The organism is Piscinibacter sp. PDB5-1, from assembly GCF_056676035.1.
This window is the reverse complement of record NZ_JBWVZL010000005.1, coordinates 493,297-510,022: the sequence shown is the minus strand read 5'-3', so window position 1 is coordinate 510,022 and position 16,726 is coordinate 493,297. Positions and strand designations below refer to the sequence as shown.

13 protein-coding genes are annotated in these 16,726 nt (G+C 62.6%); 3 read left to right on the top strand and 10 right to left on the bottom strand.

Annotated features, from left to right (window positions below; all coding sequences use genetic code 11):
• Nucleotides 1-71: 71 nt before the first annotated feature.
• From AC1KAT_RS21210 to AC1KAT_RS21170, 9 genes are all read right to left on the bottom strand, one after another.
• A complete protein-coding gene (locus AC1KAT_RS21210) occupies nt 72-326 on the bottom strand; it encodes a hypothetical protein (protein ID WP_480329140.1) in 255 nt (84 codons plus the stop codon).
• Between the two features lie 953 nt (nt 327-1,279).
• Complete coding sequence (locus AC1KAT_RS21205) at nt 1,280-1,720, bottom strand: hypothetical protein (protein WP_480329138.1); 441 nt, start codon at nt 1,718-1,720, stop codon at nt 1,280-1,282.
• Between the two features lie 121 nt (nt 1,721-1,841).
• A complete protein-coding gene (locus tag AC1KAT_RS21200) occupies nt 1,842-2,189 on the bottom strand; it encodes a hypothetical protein (protein WP_480329137.1) in 348 nt (115 codons plus the stop codon).
• A 1,058-nt stretch (nt 2,190-3,247) separates the two neighbouring features.
• A complete protein-coding gene (locus AC1KAT_RS21195) occupies nt 3,248-3,760 on the bottom strand; it encodes a hypothetical protein (protein ID WP_480329135.1) in 513 nt (170 codons plus the stop codon).
• Nucleotides 3,761-3,829: 69 nt separating this feature from the next.
• Nucleotides 3,830-4,264 carry a hypothetical protein gene (locus AC1KAT_RS21190; protein WP_480329133.1) on the bottom strand — a complete coding sequence of 145 codons (435 nt, stop codon included), beginning with the start codon at nt 4,262-4,264 and terminating at the stop codon, nt 3,830-3,832.
• Between the two features lie 526 nt (nt 4,265-4,790).
• Nucleotides 4,791-5,303: a hypothetical protein gene (locus AC1KAT_RS21185; protein WP_480329131.1), complete on the bottom strand. Its 513-nt coding sequence runs from the start codon at nt 5,301-5,303 to the stop codon at nt 4,791-4,793.
• A 963-nt stretch (nt 5,304-6,266) separates the two neighbouring features.
• Nucleotides 6,267-6,971 carry a hypothetical protein gene (locus AC1KAT_RS21180; protein WP_480329129.1) on the bottom strand — a complete coding sequence of 235 codons (705 nt, stop codon included), beginning with the start codon at nt 6,969-6,971 and terminating at the stop codon, nt 6,267-6,269.
• Between the two features lie 112 nt (nt 6,972-7,083).
• The gene (locus AC1KAT_RS21175) at nt 7,084-7,584 is read right to left on the bottom strand and encodes a DUF5063 domain-containing protein (RefSeq protein ID WP_480329127.1); all 501 of its coding nucleotides are present in this window, start codon (nt 7,582-7,584) and stop codon (nt 7,084-7,086) included.
• A gap of 537 nt (nt 7,585-8,121) precedes the next feature.
• A complete protein-coding gene (locus AC1KAT_RS21170) occupies nt 8,122-8,454 on the bottom strand; it encodes a hypothetical protein (RefSeq protein ID WP_480329126.1) in 333 nt (110 codons plus the stop codon).
• Between the two features lie 2,117 nt (nt 8,455-10,571).
• On the opposite strand from AC1KAT_RS21170, the gene AC1KAT_RS21165 reads away from it, so the two are divergent.
• From AC1KAT_RS21165 to AC1KAT_RS21155, 3 genes are all read left to right on the top strand, one after another.
• Nucleotides 10,572-12,056: an integron integrase gene (locus tag AC1KAT_RS21165; protein ID WP_480329124.1), complete on the top strand. Its 1,485-nt coding sequence runs from the start codon at nt 10,572-10,574 to the stop codon at nt 12,054-12,056.
• Between the two features lie 190 nt (nt 12,057-12,246).
• Nucleotides 12,247-12,945, top strand: coding sequence for a pectate lyase (locus AC1KAT_RS21160; protein WP_480329122.1), 699 nt, complete (start codon nt 12,247-12,249; stop codon nt 12,943-12,945).
• 333 nt (nt 12,946-13,278) lie between these two features.
• A complete protein-coding gene (locus tag AC1KAT_RS21155) occupies nt 13,279-15,450 on the top strand; it encodes a WD40/YVTN/BNR-like repeat-containing protein (RefSeq protein WP_480329120.1) in 2,172 nt (723 codons plus the stop codon).
• An 87-nt stretch (nt 15,451-15,537) separates the two neighbouring features.
• Here AC1KAT_RS21155 and abnA read toward each other — a convergent pair whose 3' ends face one another.
• Nucleotides 15,538-16,473 (bottom strand): arabinan endo-1,5-alpha-L-arabinosidase AbnA, encoded by a 936-nt coding sequence (abnA, locus tag AC1KAT_RS21150; RefSeq protein ID WP_480329118.1) that lies wholly within the window; start codon nt 16,471-16,473, stop codon nt 15,538-15,540.
• Between the last annotated feature and the right edge of the window lie 253 nt (nt 16,474-16,726).

Sequence of the window (16,726 nt, the reverse complement as noted above, 5' to 3'; positions counted from 1 at the left end):
ACCATATGCGCACCTTACTTTGCACTGACGCGCCGGTAGACGACCGACTACTGAAGGCGAAATCCGCAGCTTCATATCGCTTGGGTTTTCGCTAACCACGCAGAGAGGATTTCCTTGGCGGCGCCAAGTGTCTCTTTTCCAGTGCCGGTCATGTAGTCGCTGTGGCGAGCAACGTATTCGGAGAGCTCGGCCTCATCGCTCACGTTTGCCAGTACGCGATCAATCTCTTCAACAAGCGCTCTGGTTTCCTGCACCCCGTTTAGGCCGTAAGCAGCCACCGCTTCCTCGAATGTGGGCGCTGCAAGCTGGAACAGGAACTGCTCCATGAAGTCAGTCAACAGTGGATAGGTAGAGTGGATTGTCATTCGACGCCTAACGTTTGACATGAGGGGTGACCGGCCGGCGCAGCCGGTTGGGCATCCCCTCGATGGAATGGTTAGACAGCGCCCGGCTCGCTTGGCCAAACAACCGGCGCCACGCAGACCGATTGAACGGCCCTGGCCTTTCGCCGCCTCGGCAGCCAAGTTTCCCGCAAGCTCTGCGGCGTGCAAAGCGCCCGGTGAACCTGCTCAGCCGGTGCGCTGGCCGCCAACGGACGGACAGCCCACGAAGAACTCGGCACGCTTCTGCTCGCATGGCACCGCTTTCAATCGGCCGATGTCTAACGTTTGACATGAGCGGTTCGCCGAAGGCGAATCCGCTCGATGGAAGGGTTAGACAGCGACCGGCTCGCACGGCCGGTTAACCCGCGCCACGTAGACTGCGCCAACCCTTCGCAACTCTGGCTCCGAAGTTTCGCTGACGCGCCGCCGCCTGCAAAGCGCCTGGCGAACCCGCGCAGTCGGTGCGCTGTCCGCCAACGGACGGACAGCGCACGAAGAACTCGGCACGCTTCTGCTCGCATGGCATCACTTTCCTTCGGCCGATGTCTAACGTTTGACATGAGGGGTGACCGACCGGCGCAGCCGGTTGGGCATCCCCTCGATGGAATGGTTAGACAGCGCCCGCCTCGCTTGGCCAAACAACCGGCGCCACGCAGACCGATTGAAGGGCCCTAGCCTTTCGCCGCCTCGGCAGCCAAGTTTCCCGCAAGCTCTGCGGCGTGCAAAGCGCCCGGTGAACCTGCTCAGCCGGTGCGCTGGCCGCCAACGGACGGACAACCCACGAAGAACTCGGCACGCTTCTGCTCGCATGGCTCCGCTTTCAATCGGCCGATGTCTAACGTTTGACATGAGAGGCGCTGACCGGCTTGCCGGGCAGCGTCCTCTCGATGGAAGGGTTAGGCGCCAACATCGAACTTGACCTGGAAGGCAACTTCGCCACTCGCCTTCAGTGGAGGTAAGCGAGAAAGCGAGTCATATAGGGCTTGCAACGTCGATTCGGCAGCGTCACCTTGGCTCGCCAACTTGACCTCGCACTTTTCGGGTTGGCAGTTGAACTGAACCAACGCAACCATCGCTTTCTTGTTCTTTGCCAGTTCGCTGTATGCGCGGACCTCCACTGCCTTGATAAAGCCAGCGAGATCCTCAACCTTGACGCGCTGTTTTAGCTGCGGCTCCCCGGTTAGGAGGATGACTCCACCCGTGGTGACGCGCTGGCCTCTTGTATCCCGAGGAGTGGCTGGCTGGTAGGTTTTGAACTGGCCCGAGGTGACGTAGGTCTTCTTGTCGACCGGGTTCTCATAGCTCGACTGAGCCTTCGCGTGCTGGACCAGCAGCACTATCGACGCGAGAACCGAGATCAGATGTAGGAGGCGCATTTTGTTGGCGTCTAACGTTTGACATGAGGGGTGACTTGACGGCGCAGCCGGCAAGGCATCCCCTCGATGGAATGGTTAGGTTTCATAGGTCCGAGCAGAAGTTGAGGTTGTCTTCCACAAACTTCGGCTCTACCTGACCCTCAATCCATCGCTCAACTCCATGCTCTCGCACCGCTTGGACAAAGCGGCTTTGGACCGCACTCCGATGAGCTTCCAGATGGCAAGGAAGGTTCTGGATGGAAGCGTCGTCATGCATTGACTTCATCCAAATGGCGATCAACGCGCCATGGCTGAAGAACAAGAAGCTGTCCTGCCCATGGTCCTCTCGCATTTCAGGCCTCAGCAGCAGAAGGTATTCGCCGGTGAGCTCATCAACGACCCAGAAGTCGGGCAGTTTTCGAACGTTTTGCCCGACGACCAGCTGATTCAATCGCCTGCTTCCATCAACTTGTGAGCCCAAGGAGTCCGCCACGACGCGAACCAAGTCGCGCGCGAGAAAGGGACGACGACCGAATGGCATCTCTTGAAACCTAACGTTTGACATGAGCGGGAGCAACCGGCTTGCCGGTTGATCTCCGCTCGATGGAAGGGTTAGACAGCGCCCGGCTCGCTTGGCCCAACAACCGGCGCCACACAGACCGATTGAACGGACCTGGCCTTTCGCTGCCTCGGTTGCCAAGTTTCCCGCACGCGCTGCTGTCTGCAAAGCGCTGGGTGAACCCTCTCAGTCCGTGCGCTGGCCGCCAACGGACGGACAGCCCACGAAGAACTCGGCACGCTACTTCTCGCATGGCACCGCCTTCAATCGGCCGATGTCTAACGTTGGACATGAAGGGCATGACCCGGCTTGCCGGGGCATGTCCCTTCGATGGACTTGTTATGCGTAGGCCCATGACCAGCACTGACCATGACCTGCCCACGCTGCTGAACGAAGCTTGGCACACCGCGAACTCTGAAAGGCCGGTTGCGTGGTGGCAAGCACTTCACTGCCACGAGCCGAAAGAAAGCACGGCTTCTGCGCGCGCCCGATGAACCGACCAACCCGCGAACGCCACTGAACGGCGCGAGCCGCTCGGTGCTGCGATGTGCCTGAACGTTGACCGCTTCCGTGTTGGCTTGACTCACGACGACCTCAATGCGCAGGACAACCTTGGTGACGCGAAGCAAACGTATAACGTAATTTCGAAATCCGGCAGATTTCCTGCCGTGTGACGCATAACCTGCCGGGGTGCCACCTAACAACGGGTGGACTTGGCCAATAACTTCTGGGCCTGCAACAACTTACGGCACGTCAGCGTGGGACCGGGCGTATCTTGCCGACGGCTAACTTGGCAGGCAAGGCCGGCGGTCGACGCCGAAAACTTGCGTGGCGCGAAGAACACGCCGCTTGTTCTTGGCACACCTCCGACTGCGTTGGGTGACGCCTAACGTTTGACATGAGCGGTGGCCGACCGGCGCAGCCGGTTGGACATCCGCTCGATGGAATGGTTAGGCGGCTGGCGGTGAGGCACTGCTGCCATCTTTCTCTTGACTGCGTGGCCTCAGGACCGGTCGTTTCTCTTCTATGCCAATAGGAGATGGTCCTGGCTTTGATTTCCGCGAAGCCATGGAGGCAAGCTTCGAGAAGAGTGGCTTAGGTGCAAGCTTGTCATCTGCGATCACGAAGCAGACTCCGGCGAGGATGGCGACGACGCCAAGAAGGATCTTGTTGCCGGCGGCGAAGGTGAACGCACATCCCCCCGCTAGGGCACCGACAAAGAACAGCATGTGCCCTATAGCTCTATCGCGAGATTGAGGCGGGACCAGTGGCACCTTCATTCTTCGAAGAAGATGAACGTAGTACCAGCTATTGGCATGCACCATGAGCCACAAAAACAATGTTGCTGCGAGGAGCTTGGTCGGTTTTCCGAAAGTCAAAATTCCCAAGGCGCCTACATACACGATACCGATGCCAACGGGTATCGGAAGTACGCGGAGAAAGAGAAGGGTGTTCGGTTTCATGGAGGTTTCTAGGCCGCCTAACGTTTGACATGAGCGGTTCGCCGAAGGCGAATCCGCTCGATGGAAGGGTTAGGCATTGTCCGGCACGTAGTGCTCACTAGAGAAATGGCCCGAAGTGATGAAGAACGCCCAACCACCTTTGAGAACGAGGAGGCGAGAAACTGGCTCTTTCCCCGGGTACTTCGGGCGATAGTGAACCCAGTAGACCTTGTCTTGCGAGTTCGGGCTGGCTGACCGCCACCAGCTTGCCTCACGTTTGACCAACTCTTCCAGCTGCTTGGCAGGCTGAGGCAAGCTCTCTACTTGCTTGAGTCTCTGCGCGCGAATGATCTCCCCGACCAACGCAGGAGTTGCCTCGAACGCGAAGTACATCGGGCAGTGGATGCATGCGACCTTTCCTCCGCGAAGACTTTTGACCTCGCTGCTAGCGTCTGAAGTTGCATGCAGCGCGAACATCTCCCTTGCATTGAAGTCACTGCACGCAAGCAAGCTCAAGACGAACAAGACGACCGATGCTGTGCGCATATGGGTTCTGACGATGCCTAACGTTTGACTTGAGGGGCGGCGACCGGCGAAGCCGGGCGACGTCCCCTCGAAGGAATGGTTAGATCTCTGCGGCCGAAGGCACCCCTCAGCCAGACGAAGCCGAAGACCGAGTTGCTTCGCTTACCCGACCCCGGTGGCTTCTGCTCCGCGCGTGACACCTGCTCGCTCGCAGCGCCAAGGCTGGCGACACCGCCGCCGCCACGCAGACGCTGGGCGTCAGCACAGCTCACCGAGCCACGAGTCAGGAGGACAGCCATTTCATTTGCTTGTCGAAGGCACATTCGCTCGGGCCGAACTGAGATCTAACGTTTGACTTGAGCGGCGGGCGACCGGCGCAGCCGGTTGACTGTCCGCTCGAAGGAACGGTTAGGCGTCACCCTGGCAAAAACTGCGAGCGATCCGAAGCGCCCGTCTTGCTCAGCCCTAGCGACGGACTCCGACAAACATGACTTGCAACTCACTTCAGTAACTAGAGGACTGCCGACTACGACTTTGCCCGCACGGCATACTCCGCGCCCCGGACACATTGTTCCGCTTCGCTTCTGTTCGAGAAGTAGTCAAGAGTTAGCACCCCCATTCCTCCGCCAGTCATTCCCACCCAAAGAATGACAACTTCTCCAGCCTGAGAGCCGACTTTCAGGGTGCCGCTATTGCCACCTGGATTTCGCTTCACATAGACATCATGAAGTCCGGGGTTCGCCAGGGTGTGCGCAAAGGTGTTGGGCCTCAGGGTTCCAATAGGTTGATCGTCAACGAAGACGGTTGTGTTGTTACCAACACCCCATAGGAGGGCAGGCTCGCGACACACGTAGAGACTAGCCTTGCCCGGAACTGATGTCATTCTTTGAAGGTTGGCTTGCGTGTCCTTGTCACCAAGGTGGACCGTTCCGCAGCCTGCAGAAAGAGCTGAGACGATGAGTGCGCAGAATGCAGTTCTGAGATTCATTTGAGAAATGATGGAGTGGTTGTAGATGAACAGCTTGTAGCCGGTAAGCAATTTCAGAAGTAGTTCATGCGACGCCTAACGTTTGACATGAGCGGTGGCTTGACGGCGCAGCCGGCAAGACATCCGCTCGATGGAAGGGTTAGACAGCGCCCGCACCGCAAGACCTCGGACTTTCGACGAAACACGCGGATGAACGAAGCCCCCCTTGAACTTTGCCATGCGGCACGCACTCGGCAAACCTCGGAAGCATGGCCCGTAGTCGCGTCGCCGTTGGCGAACCGTGCGGTGCAGCGAACCGAGGGCATCGCCCGTGGCCTAGTGCCGACGGTCTGCAAGCGTGCCGCTCTCGGCATGGCTCATGGCGCGCTGACTCAGTCGGTGCGCTGGCCGCCAACGGACGGACAGCCCACGCAGAACTCGAACCACCTCGAACTCAACTCTCGCCAACGGTTCCCGGCTTTGAAGATTCTCAGACACGATGCGCTCAGTCGTTGCTTGGCCGATGTCTAACGTTTGACATGAGCGGTTCGCCGAAGGCGAATCCGCTCGATGGAAGGGTTAGACAGCGCCCGCACCACACGACCTCGGACTTTCGCCGAAGCACGGAGCCGAGCGAAGCAACCCCTGAACCTTGCCATGCGACACGTGCTCGACAAACCACGGAAGCTCGGCCTGTAGACGACTCGCTGTTGACGAACCGTGCGGTGCGACGAACCGAGGGCACCGCTCGTGGCCGCGCGCTGAAGGTTCGCAATCGTGCCACTCTCGGCCCGGCTCATCGTGCACGTGCTCAGTCGGTGCGCTGGCCGCCAGCGGACGGGCAGCCCACTCCGCGCCTGAACCAGCACGAATCGCCCGGCCTCGATTCCGCTTTCGAACTTCGCAGATGCTCTGACCACAAGGCACTCAGTCGGTTGTTGGCCGATGTCTAACGTTTGACATGAGAGGCTCGACCCGGCTTGCCGGGGCGAGTCCTCTCGATGGAAGGGTTGGGCGTCAGCGCCCCCAGACCAACTACGGTTGGTTTCCAGAAACGATGGCTTCCACCCACTTCCTTGCAGCCGATCGGGTCCACTCGAGATCGCCCTTTGAACCGGTCGTGTAGCACATCAGAAGCTTTCCCTTCACGAGGACCGCAGCCGCAGTAGAAGTCACTTCGTCCTGCTGCGTAGATCCATCCGGCATGGTCGCTTGCACCGTAGATATTTCTGAGTAAGCGAAATGACCAGGTCGATTTATGTGTGCTGGAAGCGTTACGTTTTTGGATTGAGCCAGGGACAAGTTCAAGCCCATCGACTTTTGTATATTCCCATTGAACTGCTCCAAGACTTTGGCTTGTTCGGCATCTACCTGGCGAGTGGAAATCAACGATTCGACTTGCTTTCTTACGCGTTGAAAGTCAGCTTCGGTCAGCGAAGTTCCCTGAAACCTTCGTCGAACTTGGACATTGATGTTTTTCGAGAGATCGACATCCTTGCCGGCTAGAGCAGCACCTTCTTCCTTTTGAGGGATGTAGAAGGCCACGATGCGGTTATCCCCCTGCCCAGCTTGGACAATCTGCCAAATCTGCCGCATCTTCGGCGTCACTTCCACAAAGCCTGCTGGCGCTGGAATAGCGACCTCGGTCGCGCCGATGTCGAATGAGGCTGCCCAAGCCGGAGCGAAGACAGCGGACAAACAGGTCGCGAGTAGATTGCGGAAGGTGCGTTTTCCGGGCATGCAGTTACTCCAAGTTCGTGGCGTTGAGATGACGGTTCAACCTGACGCCCAACGTTTGACATGAGCGGTGGCCGACCGGCGTAGCCGGTTGGACATCCGCTCGATGGAATGGTTAGACATCATGCCGCTCATCGGCGCTGAAACAGCGTGCGCACTGAAGAGCGAAGAGCGCTCCCACCGCATGACGACCCCAGTGAATCCGATGTAGGAATGACCAGAACCAGAGTGCCTCAGCGCGCTTGCCTGCGTCGTAGAGAAGCAAACCGGCACGAATGTCTTTGTATGTATCGCCCAGGTCGTCGCCGACGTCTCCGACGACCGACTCATCCGCGAGGCAGGGGTTCGGATCGAAGTACTCCCGGTAGTAGAGCCCGTCGAACTCCGAAAACGTCTTCTTTGCGAGTGCCGCGGCATTCGCGGGAAGCTCGGGCAACCCGTCTTCGTTCTCGGGTTCGACGTCCGGCAAGGTGAGTGCGGCAGCGTGAAGCTTCGCCAACCAAACCGATGCAGCGACATCAGCTGGGGTAAGCGATACAGCGCCTTCGCACCAATCGCAAAAGCCGCGCGCTACCCGAGCGAATTCATCTACCGCAGTAACAGCCGCTGGTTCCATGATGTCTAACGTTTGACATGAGCGGTGGCTCGACGGCGCAGCCGGCAAGACATCCGCTCGATGGAAGGGTTAGGCGTTGCAACTCGCCAACCACTTTGAGTCCACTTTTGTTCGGACAATTATCTAAACCGTTCCACATTGAAGGTACCGCGGCGAGCAACTGACTCTTTTATGTGAATGACCTCCGCGAGCCTGTCCCCGGCTGAGCGAAGATATACCGCCTGCCGATATAGGAGCCCGGTGATTTCATCAACCTTTTCAAAAAAGACTGTGGCCTCGTCTCCCTGTTGAACAATTTTGTGGGGAACCAGCCCGGCGCCATCTTGTCCTGGCACATCGTCGCAAATGCGTTTGGGGACTCCGCCCGCTCCGATGCAATCAACATACGATGCATCTGGGTGGAAGATCTGATCGGCGATTGCTGGGCTCCCAGTCGCCCACCACCTCAGAAAGTCGTTGATCAAGGTTTCGTGCATACGCGACGCCTAACGTTTGACATGAGCGGTTCGCCGAAGGCGAATCCGCTCAATGGAAGGGTTAGGCGTCACCCGCTTGGCCTTCGCTTGAATGGCAGATCGTTGGATTCTGCATTGCGGCTTCGAGAACTTTGGCACAGACAGACGCCTGCTTTGATGTATCAACGAATCCGCTGCCGCCAGACACCCCAAGTTCTTGGACACCAGTCCGCTTGAACTGCTCGTTGATGGAGAGGAGTTCATGCTGTATTTCAGGTGGAGAAGAAACGAAGAGACTGAAGTCTTCTGTTTCGGCAAGCAAGCGCTGCAGAACGTAGGCCACATCGTTAGCCTGGACTGTGTGGTCTTTCCACATGTCCACCCAGATCGATAGAACCCGAATCGGTTCGGTCACCGTTGTTCCTCTTGCGACGCCTAACGTTTGACATGAGCGGTTCGCCGAAGGCGAATCCGCTCGATGGAAGGGTTAGACCTCTGTGGACGAAGCCACAGAGGAATGCCCGCAGGCGATCCGCGGTGTGAGCCAGCGCGGCCGACAAACCGATAGGCCCGATGACCCACGTTATGTGCGCTGGCCGCCAACGGACGGACAGCCCGCGTCAGCCGCTGCGCCCTACCCAGCGAAGCCGCCGCCAGCGGATGCCCGCGCGATGCGCGTGATCGCCAGGTTTGGCCGGATCGCGCAGTCATTTGATGAAGCACCGTTTGCATAACTCGCACTGCTTTCGAAGGCACGCTGCCTGGCCCAACACTGAGGTCTAACGTTTGACATGAGCGGGGACACAAAGGCGCAGCCTTTGTGGCATCCGCTCGATGGAATGGTTAGATCTCTGTGGCCGAAGGCATGCCCCGAGCTGCCGAAGCCGCTGCCCCATGCTAATAACGAACCGACCCAACCCTGGTGGCTGACGCTCGGCGCGTGACACCTGCCCGCTCGCAGCGCCGTTGGAGGTGAAGCCACCACCGCCACGCAGACGCTGGGCGCCAGCAAGACACTCCGAGCCACGGGTCAGAAGGACAGCCATTTCAGATGCTTCTCGACGGCACATGCGCTCGGGCCGAACTGAGATCTAACGTTTGACATGAGGGGTGACCGGCCGGCGCAGCCGGTCGGGCATCCCCTCGATGGAATGGTTAGACCGCATCTGGCTTCGGCGGTCAGTCGTACTTCACAACTTCGTACATACGGGACGGCACATCTTGTGAACAGCCTTGGAGGCACGTGTAGATGGCTGTAACGGTTCCGTCGCCGCGCTTCTCCCCTGTGCCTAGACGAGCCTGCTTTGAAACCTCGCGGTACTCACCACTGTACGGACTCCCCTTTGGAGGATGCACTCCTCCGTCGGGCGCTGGAAGCGCGCTGTAGACCAGCGTGGACTTAACCCCCTGCTTGGCTGTGCACGACAACCTCGTGCGCACCTCGTTCATGGAGGTAGGCCAGCAGTAGGCCAGAGCACCGTCCGACTTGGTGCCGTACACGAACGACCGCTCAGACCATAGCTTCGGATCGCTCTTGAACTCAAGTTCGACAAGGGCGCCGTTAGCGCGCAACCCGTAGAAGTACGTGTCATCTGCGCCCGCGCTGTAGCACCAGCCGGGAAGGAGAAGCACTAGCAATGCCTGCACACGCACGGTTGCTCCTATGCGGTCTAACGTTTGACATGAGCGGCTCGCCGAAGGCGAGTCCGCTCGATGGAGGGGTTAGACCTCTGTGGACGAAGCCACAGAGGAATGCCCGCAGACGAACCGCAGCTTGAGCCAGCACGGCTGACAAACCGATAGGCCCGATGAACCACGTTATGTGCGCTGGCCGCCAACGGACGGACAGCCCGCGTCAACTGCTGCGACCTGCCGACCGAAGCCGCCGCCAGCGGATGCCCACGCGATGCGCGTGACCGCCAAGTTTGGCCGGATCGCGCAGTCGTTTGATGAAGCACCGTTTGCATAACTCGCACTGCTTTCGGAGGCACGCTGCCTGACCCAACACTGAGGTCTAACGTTTGACATGAGGGGTGGCTTGACGGCGCAGCCGGCAAGACATCCCCTCGATGGAATGGTTAGACAGCGACCGGCTCGGCGGAACTGGCCGTGCACGCTGCCTGTTAAACACGGCATTGCCTTTCATGCGCGCCCTGGTTGAGAAGTTTTCTCTGAACGACCACCGATTGCATAGCACCTCGCACCTTGGCTCGGTCCGTGCCGGCCAGACCGCAACGGAGCTGGCTCGGACTTCGCCGCCACACGGTGCCGACCGCAGCCCCGTGCCCGGTGAACACGCTCAGTCGGTGCGCTGGCCGCCAGCGGACGGACAGCCCACGAGGAACCCGGCATGCCTCTGCTCGCATGGCACCACTACCAATCGGCCGATGTCTAACGTAATTTCGAAATCCCCCAAACGATAACAAACCGCTCCTCCGCGCCAGAGACGGTGCGACGCTGACGTCCAACCCCAGCCAGCAGAGACGCTGGTCAGCCTCTTGACATCAAGCACATTACAGCAATACTGTACGCATGCACAGTGGAGCTGAAAACGTCGAACACGACCAAGGGGCCCTTCCATCGACGCGTTTGTTGTCGCGGCTGCGCGAGCGGGTTCGGTACATGCACTACAGCATCCGTACCGAGGATGCCTATGTCTATTGGGTGCGGGACTTCATTCACTTTCACGAGTTGCGGCATCCGGCCGACATGGGTCAGGCGGAGGTGGAAAGCTACCTGACGCATTTGGCGAATGCGCGAAAGGTGGCTGCATCGACGCACCGGCAGGCGCTTTCAGCGCTGCTGTTTCTCTATCGCCAAGTCCTCGGAGCTGAATTGCCGTGGATGACCGAACTGGCTCGGCCGACACACACGCGACGAATTCCCGAGGTGCTGACGACGGCCGAGGTGGCCGCGGTGCTGGGCTGTCTCGATGGCGAGAACGCCCTGCTCGCGCGATTGCTGTATGGCACCGGAATGCGCCTGCTCGAGGGCTTGCGCCTGCGCGTCAAGGATGTGGAGTTCTCGCGCAGCGTGATCGTCGTGCGCGACGGCAAGGGCGGCAAAGACCGCGTGGTGATGCTGCCTCAGTCGCTGCACGAACCGTTGCGTCAGCAGTTGCAGTACGCGCGCGCTTTGTGGATGCAGGATTGCGCGTCGGCCTGCGCCGGCGTCCACATGCCAGCCGCGTTGGGGCGCAAGTACCCGATGGCGGGCAAGTCGTGGCAGTGGCAATGGGTTTTCCCGGCGCCCCAGATTTCGACCGATCCGCGGACGGGTGAGCGCCGAAGGCACCACGCGTCGGAACAGCGGCTGCAACGGGCGCTGAAGCACGCCCTCAAGCAGGCCGACATTGCCAAAGCTGCCAGTGTGCACACGCTGCGTCACTCGTTCGCCACCCACTTGCTGCAATCGGGCACCGACATCCGCACGGTGCAAGAGCTGCTTGGCCACAGCGATGTCAGCACGACCATGATCTACACGCACGTGGTCAAGGCAGCGGCCGGCCACGTGGCAAGTCCGCTGGATGTGCTGGCCGGAGTGGTGGCCGGCACGGCTGCAGCCATGGTGCTGGATCAACCGGGCAGCGCCTTGCGCCATGCGGCGGCGCCGCCACTCGCACCACCTCCACCGCCCACATCCACCGCTTTGCACGCGCCCGCAACCGCCACTGGGTTGCTGGCGGAGTCCGCCGTCTTGCAACGTGATCCGCCACCGGATTCTTCGCCTGCCGAAAGTCCAGTGCACAGGGGTGAGACCGCCGTGCTGCCGACGCAACTCGCCGCTCCTCTGATGAAGACAAGCGCATGCTCGACAGCCGATACCACACCACCCGGCGATGGCTTGACTGCCTCGGCGCAGAAGCCGCATCCCGAGGACACGGCAGTCGGCGCGACGGCAATCCTCCCCGCTCGTCCACCCCCGGTGTCGCAAGGCTCCGCGCGTCCAGCGCAATCTCGCTGGTGGACAAGCCTCCACCAGTGGTGGAAGCGCCAGCGCACCAGCCGCGGGCTCTGACGCCGCCGCCACTGACGAGGTGGACGCGAACATCAGCGGCCCGCCGGTCGAGACGGTTTGCCCTCCCCCGGGACTTGTCGTTCGATGTTGCGGGTTCGAACCGATGGTGTCGCTCTTGGCCCAAACGTCCAATTCCGATGTGCTCTATCAGACGAGCGCAGTCATCAAACCCATCAGAGGAGACAAAGCAATGAGCAAGAAATTCATGGCCGCCACCGTGCTGGCGGCCCTGTCGTTCGCGGCTTCGGCCACGACCATCGTCACGGGAACATTCGACGGCGGCGGCCGCAGTTACGGCACCTCGTGCGACGGCGCCTCCGAGTCGCAACAGCCGGTGTTTCTGCTGCGCGATGGCGCCACGTTGCAGAACGTGGTCATCACCGCCAAGGCGGCCGACGGCGTGCACTGCGAAGGCAACTGCAACATCAACAACGTGGTCTGGCAGGACGTCTGCGAAGACGCGGCCACCATGAAGGGCGGAAGCGGCAAGATCATGCGCGTGCGCGGCGGGTCGGCCGCCAATGCGTCCGACAAGGTCTTCCAGCACAACGGCAAGGGCAGCACGATCAGCATCGATGGCTTCACCGCCAAAGGCTCGATCGGCAAGCTGTACCGTTCATGCGGCAACTGCGAAAACAACGGTGGCCCGCGTCGCCTGAACCTCGCCAACACCAAGATCGAGAAGGTGTCCGAAGTGGCCGGCGTCAACAGCAACTACGGCGACGTGGCCACCATTCGCACGCTGCAGATCAAGGGCTACCGCCCCGGCACGCCCAAGGTCTGCGTCGAGTACCGGGGGGTGCAAAAGGGCAGCGAGTCCACCAAGATCGGCGAGCGCTGGGGCACCGCGGCCTGCAACGTCCGCACGACCGACGTGAAGGCCTACTGATCCAGCCAGGCGTCCTTCGCCGATCGCGAGGGACGCCGCTGGGATGACGTGCTCGCGGGCCCACTCGCAGCGCGCATTCCAATCCCGACCACGGCTTGCTGATCTGCGGGTGCGCCGCACGGCCCATACCAAACGCCCGCAGCCGCGAGGTCATCTCAGGCGGCCCAACGGGGCCGCGGTCCGCATGCGCCACCTGACTTCCGCATTCCTCCGCTTCTTCAAAGCCCGTCGCGCGTTTGTCGCCGCGGGTGTCGTGCCAGGCCTCGCTGGCGCAACCGCGCACGGCGGCGTGTCGATGCCCACGAACGTCCCACGCGCCAAGGCGCCCGGCCAATGACGCGCCAGTGGTCCTGGCGGCAGGCGGTGCTGGCGCTGCTTGCGGCATCGGCGGTCGCGGTGGGGGCGTCGGCGCAAGTGGCTCCGCGGCCGGCCAGCGCGGCCGCGGCTGCGCCGAGCCCTGCGTACCGCGCTCACGTCGTCAACCCGAACCTTTACCTGCTGCACGCCGCACCGGGCGGGCCCGTGTGGGCGGCAGGCACCGATGGCGCCGTGTGGCGCAGCGACGACGCCGGCCGGCAGTGGCACGACAGCGAGACCGCGGTCTTCGCACCGGCCGTGCGTGCGCTCGCCCTCGCCCGCGGCGGCCAGCGCTTGGTGGCTGTGGGACTCGAAGGCCGCATCGCCACGTCCGACGACCGGGGCCAACGGTGGCAAGAGCGACTCACCGGCGATGACCAGGACCTGCTCGCCCTCGCCAGCGATGGCGCCGACGCGTTGCTCGCGGTGGGGGTGCGCGGGCGCCTGATGTTTTCGGCCGATGCCGGCACACGCTGGCAGCAGGTGCCGCAGGTCACATCGGCCAGCTTCGGGGTGGCGGTATACGACCCCAGCCACCGATGCTTCCTCGGCCTGGGCGAGCGCGGCGTCATGGCCCGCTCGTGCGACGGCGGGCGCACCTGGTCGCACAGCGGCGGACGCGCAAGTCATGCTTTCACCGCCGCCGTCGTGGATGCGCGCCGCGGGCATGTGCACGCGGCCACGTCCGAAGGCCGCGTGCTGCTCACGCGCGACGGCGGCCAGCGGTGGCAGGTCACCCACCTGCCACAACCCGACTACATCAGCGCCTTGATGCGCTCGCGCGAAGGTCGCCTCGTCGCGGTGGGCAATGGCGGCCTGCTGGCCACAGCAGCCGCCAACGGGCAGCGCTGGTCGCTGCACCGTGCCACGCCGCGCGAATACCTCTCGGCAGTGGCCGAACACCCGCGCGAAGCGGTGTGGGTCGCCGTGGGCGACAAGGGGCTGGCACTGCGCTCGGCCGACCAGGGCCGCAGTTGGCAGCGCATGCCCACACCTGTGCCGGACAACCTCGATGCCCTGGCGGTCGATGCCCTCAGCGGTCGCTTCATCGCGGTCGGCCCCGGAGGGCTCGTGATCGCCTCGGATGACGCCGGGCGCAGCTGGCGCACGGTGCGCCCCGGCCTGGGCCGATACGTTCACCACGTGGCGCACGACCGGCGCAGCGGTCACCTCATCGCTTTCGGCACGCACCGCACCGTGGCCATCTCGCGCGACGGCGGCATGGGCTGGATGCCGCGCACGATGCACGAGCTGGCCGAACCGGCCTACCTGTTCGATGCGGTCGAAGAACCCCGCAGCGGCGCACTCATCGCCGCCGGGGGGCAGGCCTCGATGCTGGCCACGGCGGACGGTGGCCAGACCTGGCAGCACCGCAGCGACGCCCAAGGCCCCGTGTTCGTGGCCGCCGTCGCGCACCCGCGCAACGGAGACGCCTACCTGGTCGGCAACGGCGGCACGGTGCTGCAGGTGCGCGACGGGGGGCGCAAGACGCGCATGCTGACGCCGGCGCAAACCGCCGCGAGCACCGCTGACTTTGCCGGCGCCATGGCCGATGCCCGCAGCGGCAGCCTGGTCGCCTTTGGCGAGGGCGGCGCCATCTTGCGGCTGGACGGCGACGCAACCGAGGACGAGCCGAACTGGGCTGCGGTCGCATCGCCCAACACGCAGTCGCTCACGGCAGGCCTCTTCGACCCCACCACCGGCCATGGGTGGCTAGTGGGCGCGCAAGGCACGGTGCTGCGCTCAACCGACCAGGGGCGCAGCTGGCATCGCATCGACACCGGCAGCCGCCACGACCTGCGCCGCATCTCGCGCGATGCCCGCAGCGGCGCCCTCTTCATCACCGGGGTCGAAGGCAGCTTGCTGCGTTCGGTCGATGGCGGCGAGCGCTGGACGGCGATCGCCCTCTCCACGACGACGCAGCTGCGGGCATTGATCAATGAGCCTCACACGGACGCCCTGCTGCTGATCGGCCGCGACGGCCTGCTGCTGCGCTCGACCGACGCCGGGCTGACCTGGCAGCCCGTGCCCCTGCGCAGCACGGCGCGGTTCAAGGGCCTGGCCGTGCACCCAGGCAGCGGGCGGATCGTGGCCTACGGCGACCGCTTGGTGGTGCTGAGCCCGGTCATCCAGGCGACGAACCCATGACGTGTGCGGATGCCGCCATCGGTGGCCGCGGCGTGGCCCCTCGCCTTCGCGCAGCGCGGTGACGGCCGGCTGCGCGAAGGCTCAACCTCAATAGGCCGGCCAGCCGTCCGAAGTCCAGTTCAAGTCGTTGATCAGCAGCTTGGGGTTGCCGTTGTCGGTGGCGTCGTAGGCGTGGCGCGCGATCACGCCATCCCCCACGTCCTGGCCGCCCGGGCCTTTCCAGCGCGTGTTGCCGGTGTCCAGCACCGTGCCGGCGCCATCGAGCAGGCGGCGGCCGGCCTTGTCGAGGTAGGGGCCGGTGATGCTGCGCGAGCGGCCGTAAATGATCTTGTAGGTGCTGTTCACGCCCGAGCAGCACTTGTCGATCGACGCGAACAGGTAGTAGTAGCCGTTGCGGTAGATGATGGCTGGCGCTTCGATGCCTGCGCTGCGCTTGGCGATCGAGGTCAGCGAGCCCGTGGGCTTCATCGTCGTCTTGTCGAGGCGCACGATCTTCAGCCCGCTCCAGAACGACCCGAACGCCAGCCACGGGTTGCCGCTCGCGTCGATCACAAGATTCGGGTCGATCGCGTTGTAGTCGTTCGCGCTGGTGCTGCGGATCACCAAGCCGTTGTCGGTCCAGCGGCCGGCGCCCACGCTGGTCGCCGAGGCGAGGCCGATGGCCGAGGTGTTCTTGCCGAAGGTCGAGATCGAGTAATACAGCCAGACCTTGCCGTTGTAGTTGTGGATGTCGGGCGCCCACACGTCGTTGGTGGCCTGGCCCGGCACGTAGGTCTTCCACCACGAGGGTGGCGTCAGGAAGATCTGCGGCGCACGCGTCCAGTTGCGGCCAGTGCTGTCGCCGCGCAGCACCTGAATGCCCTGCCCGGTGCTGAAGGTGTACCAGGCGGTGCCCTCCTTGATGATCGACGGGTCGTGCACGCCGATGTCACCCGTGAGGTTCCAGAAAGCGGCCGAGGCCGGCAGGCACGCGGCCGCCAGCAGGCCGGCGGCGATCACGCCGCGACGAAGTTGTTTGAACATGATCTGTCTCCTGATGTTGTCGAGCGCGGTCCTGAGGAGCCGCTGCGGTGCTGCCCGTCCGCGACGGAACGAAGAGCCGACCCATTGGACGGCGACGGCCCCCCGCTCGGCAATGCGGGCAGTCCCGAGGTCGCGCCGTGGCCCTGCCGGTGCCGATGCAAGGCCAGCGCAGCCGCGAACGCTTTCTCTCGTCCGACCACACCCCGAAAGCGCGCACGCAGAAAGCAAAAACCCGCCGCTGCGGTGGCAGGGG

Bases quoted from the DNA above. Each gene is read 5' to 3' on its own strand.
- AC1KAT_RS21210 (WP_480329140.1), bottom strand. From the start codon at position 326: ATGGAGCAGTTCCTGTTCCAGCTTGCAGCGCCCACATTCGAGGAAGCG.
- AC1KAT_RS21195 (WP_480329135.1), bottom strand. From the start codon at position 3,760: ATGAAACCGAACACCCTTCTCTTTCTCCGCGTACTTCCGATACCCGTT.
- AC1KAT_RS21180 (WP_480329129.1), bottom strand. From the start codon at position 6,971: ATGCCCGGAAAACGCACCTTCCGCAATCTACTCGCGACCTGTTTGTCC.
- AC1KAT_RS21175 (WP_480329127.1), bottom strand. From the start codon at position 7,584: ATGGAACCAGCGGCTGTTACTGCGGTAGATGAATTCGCTCGGGTAGCG.
- AC1KAT_RS21165 (WP_480329124.1), top strand. From the start codon at position 10,572: ATGCACAGTGGAGCTGAAAACGTCGAACACGACCAAGGGGCCCTTCCA.
- AC1KAT_RS21160 (WP_480329122.1), top strand. From the start codon at position 12,247: ATGAGCAAGAAATTCATGGCCGCCACCGTGCTGGCGGCCCTGTCGTTC.
- AC1KAT_RS21155 (WP_480329120.1), top strand. From the start codon at position 13,279: ATGACGCGCCAGTGGTCCTGGCGGCAGGCGGTGCTGGCGCTGCTTGCG.
- abnA (WP_480329118.1), bottom strand. From the start codon at position 16,473: ATGTTCAAACAACTTCGTCGCGGCGTGATCGCCGCCGGCCTGCTGGCG.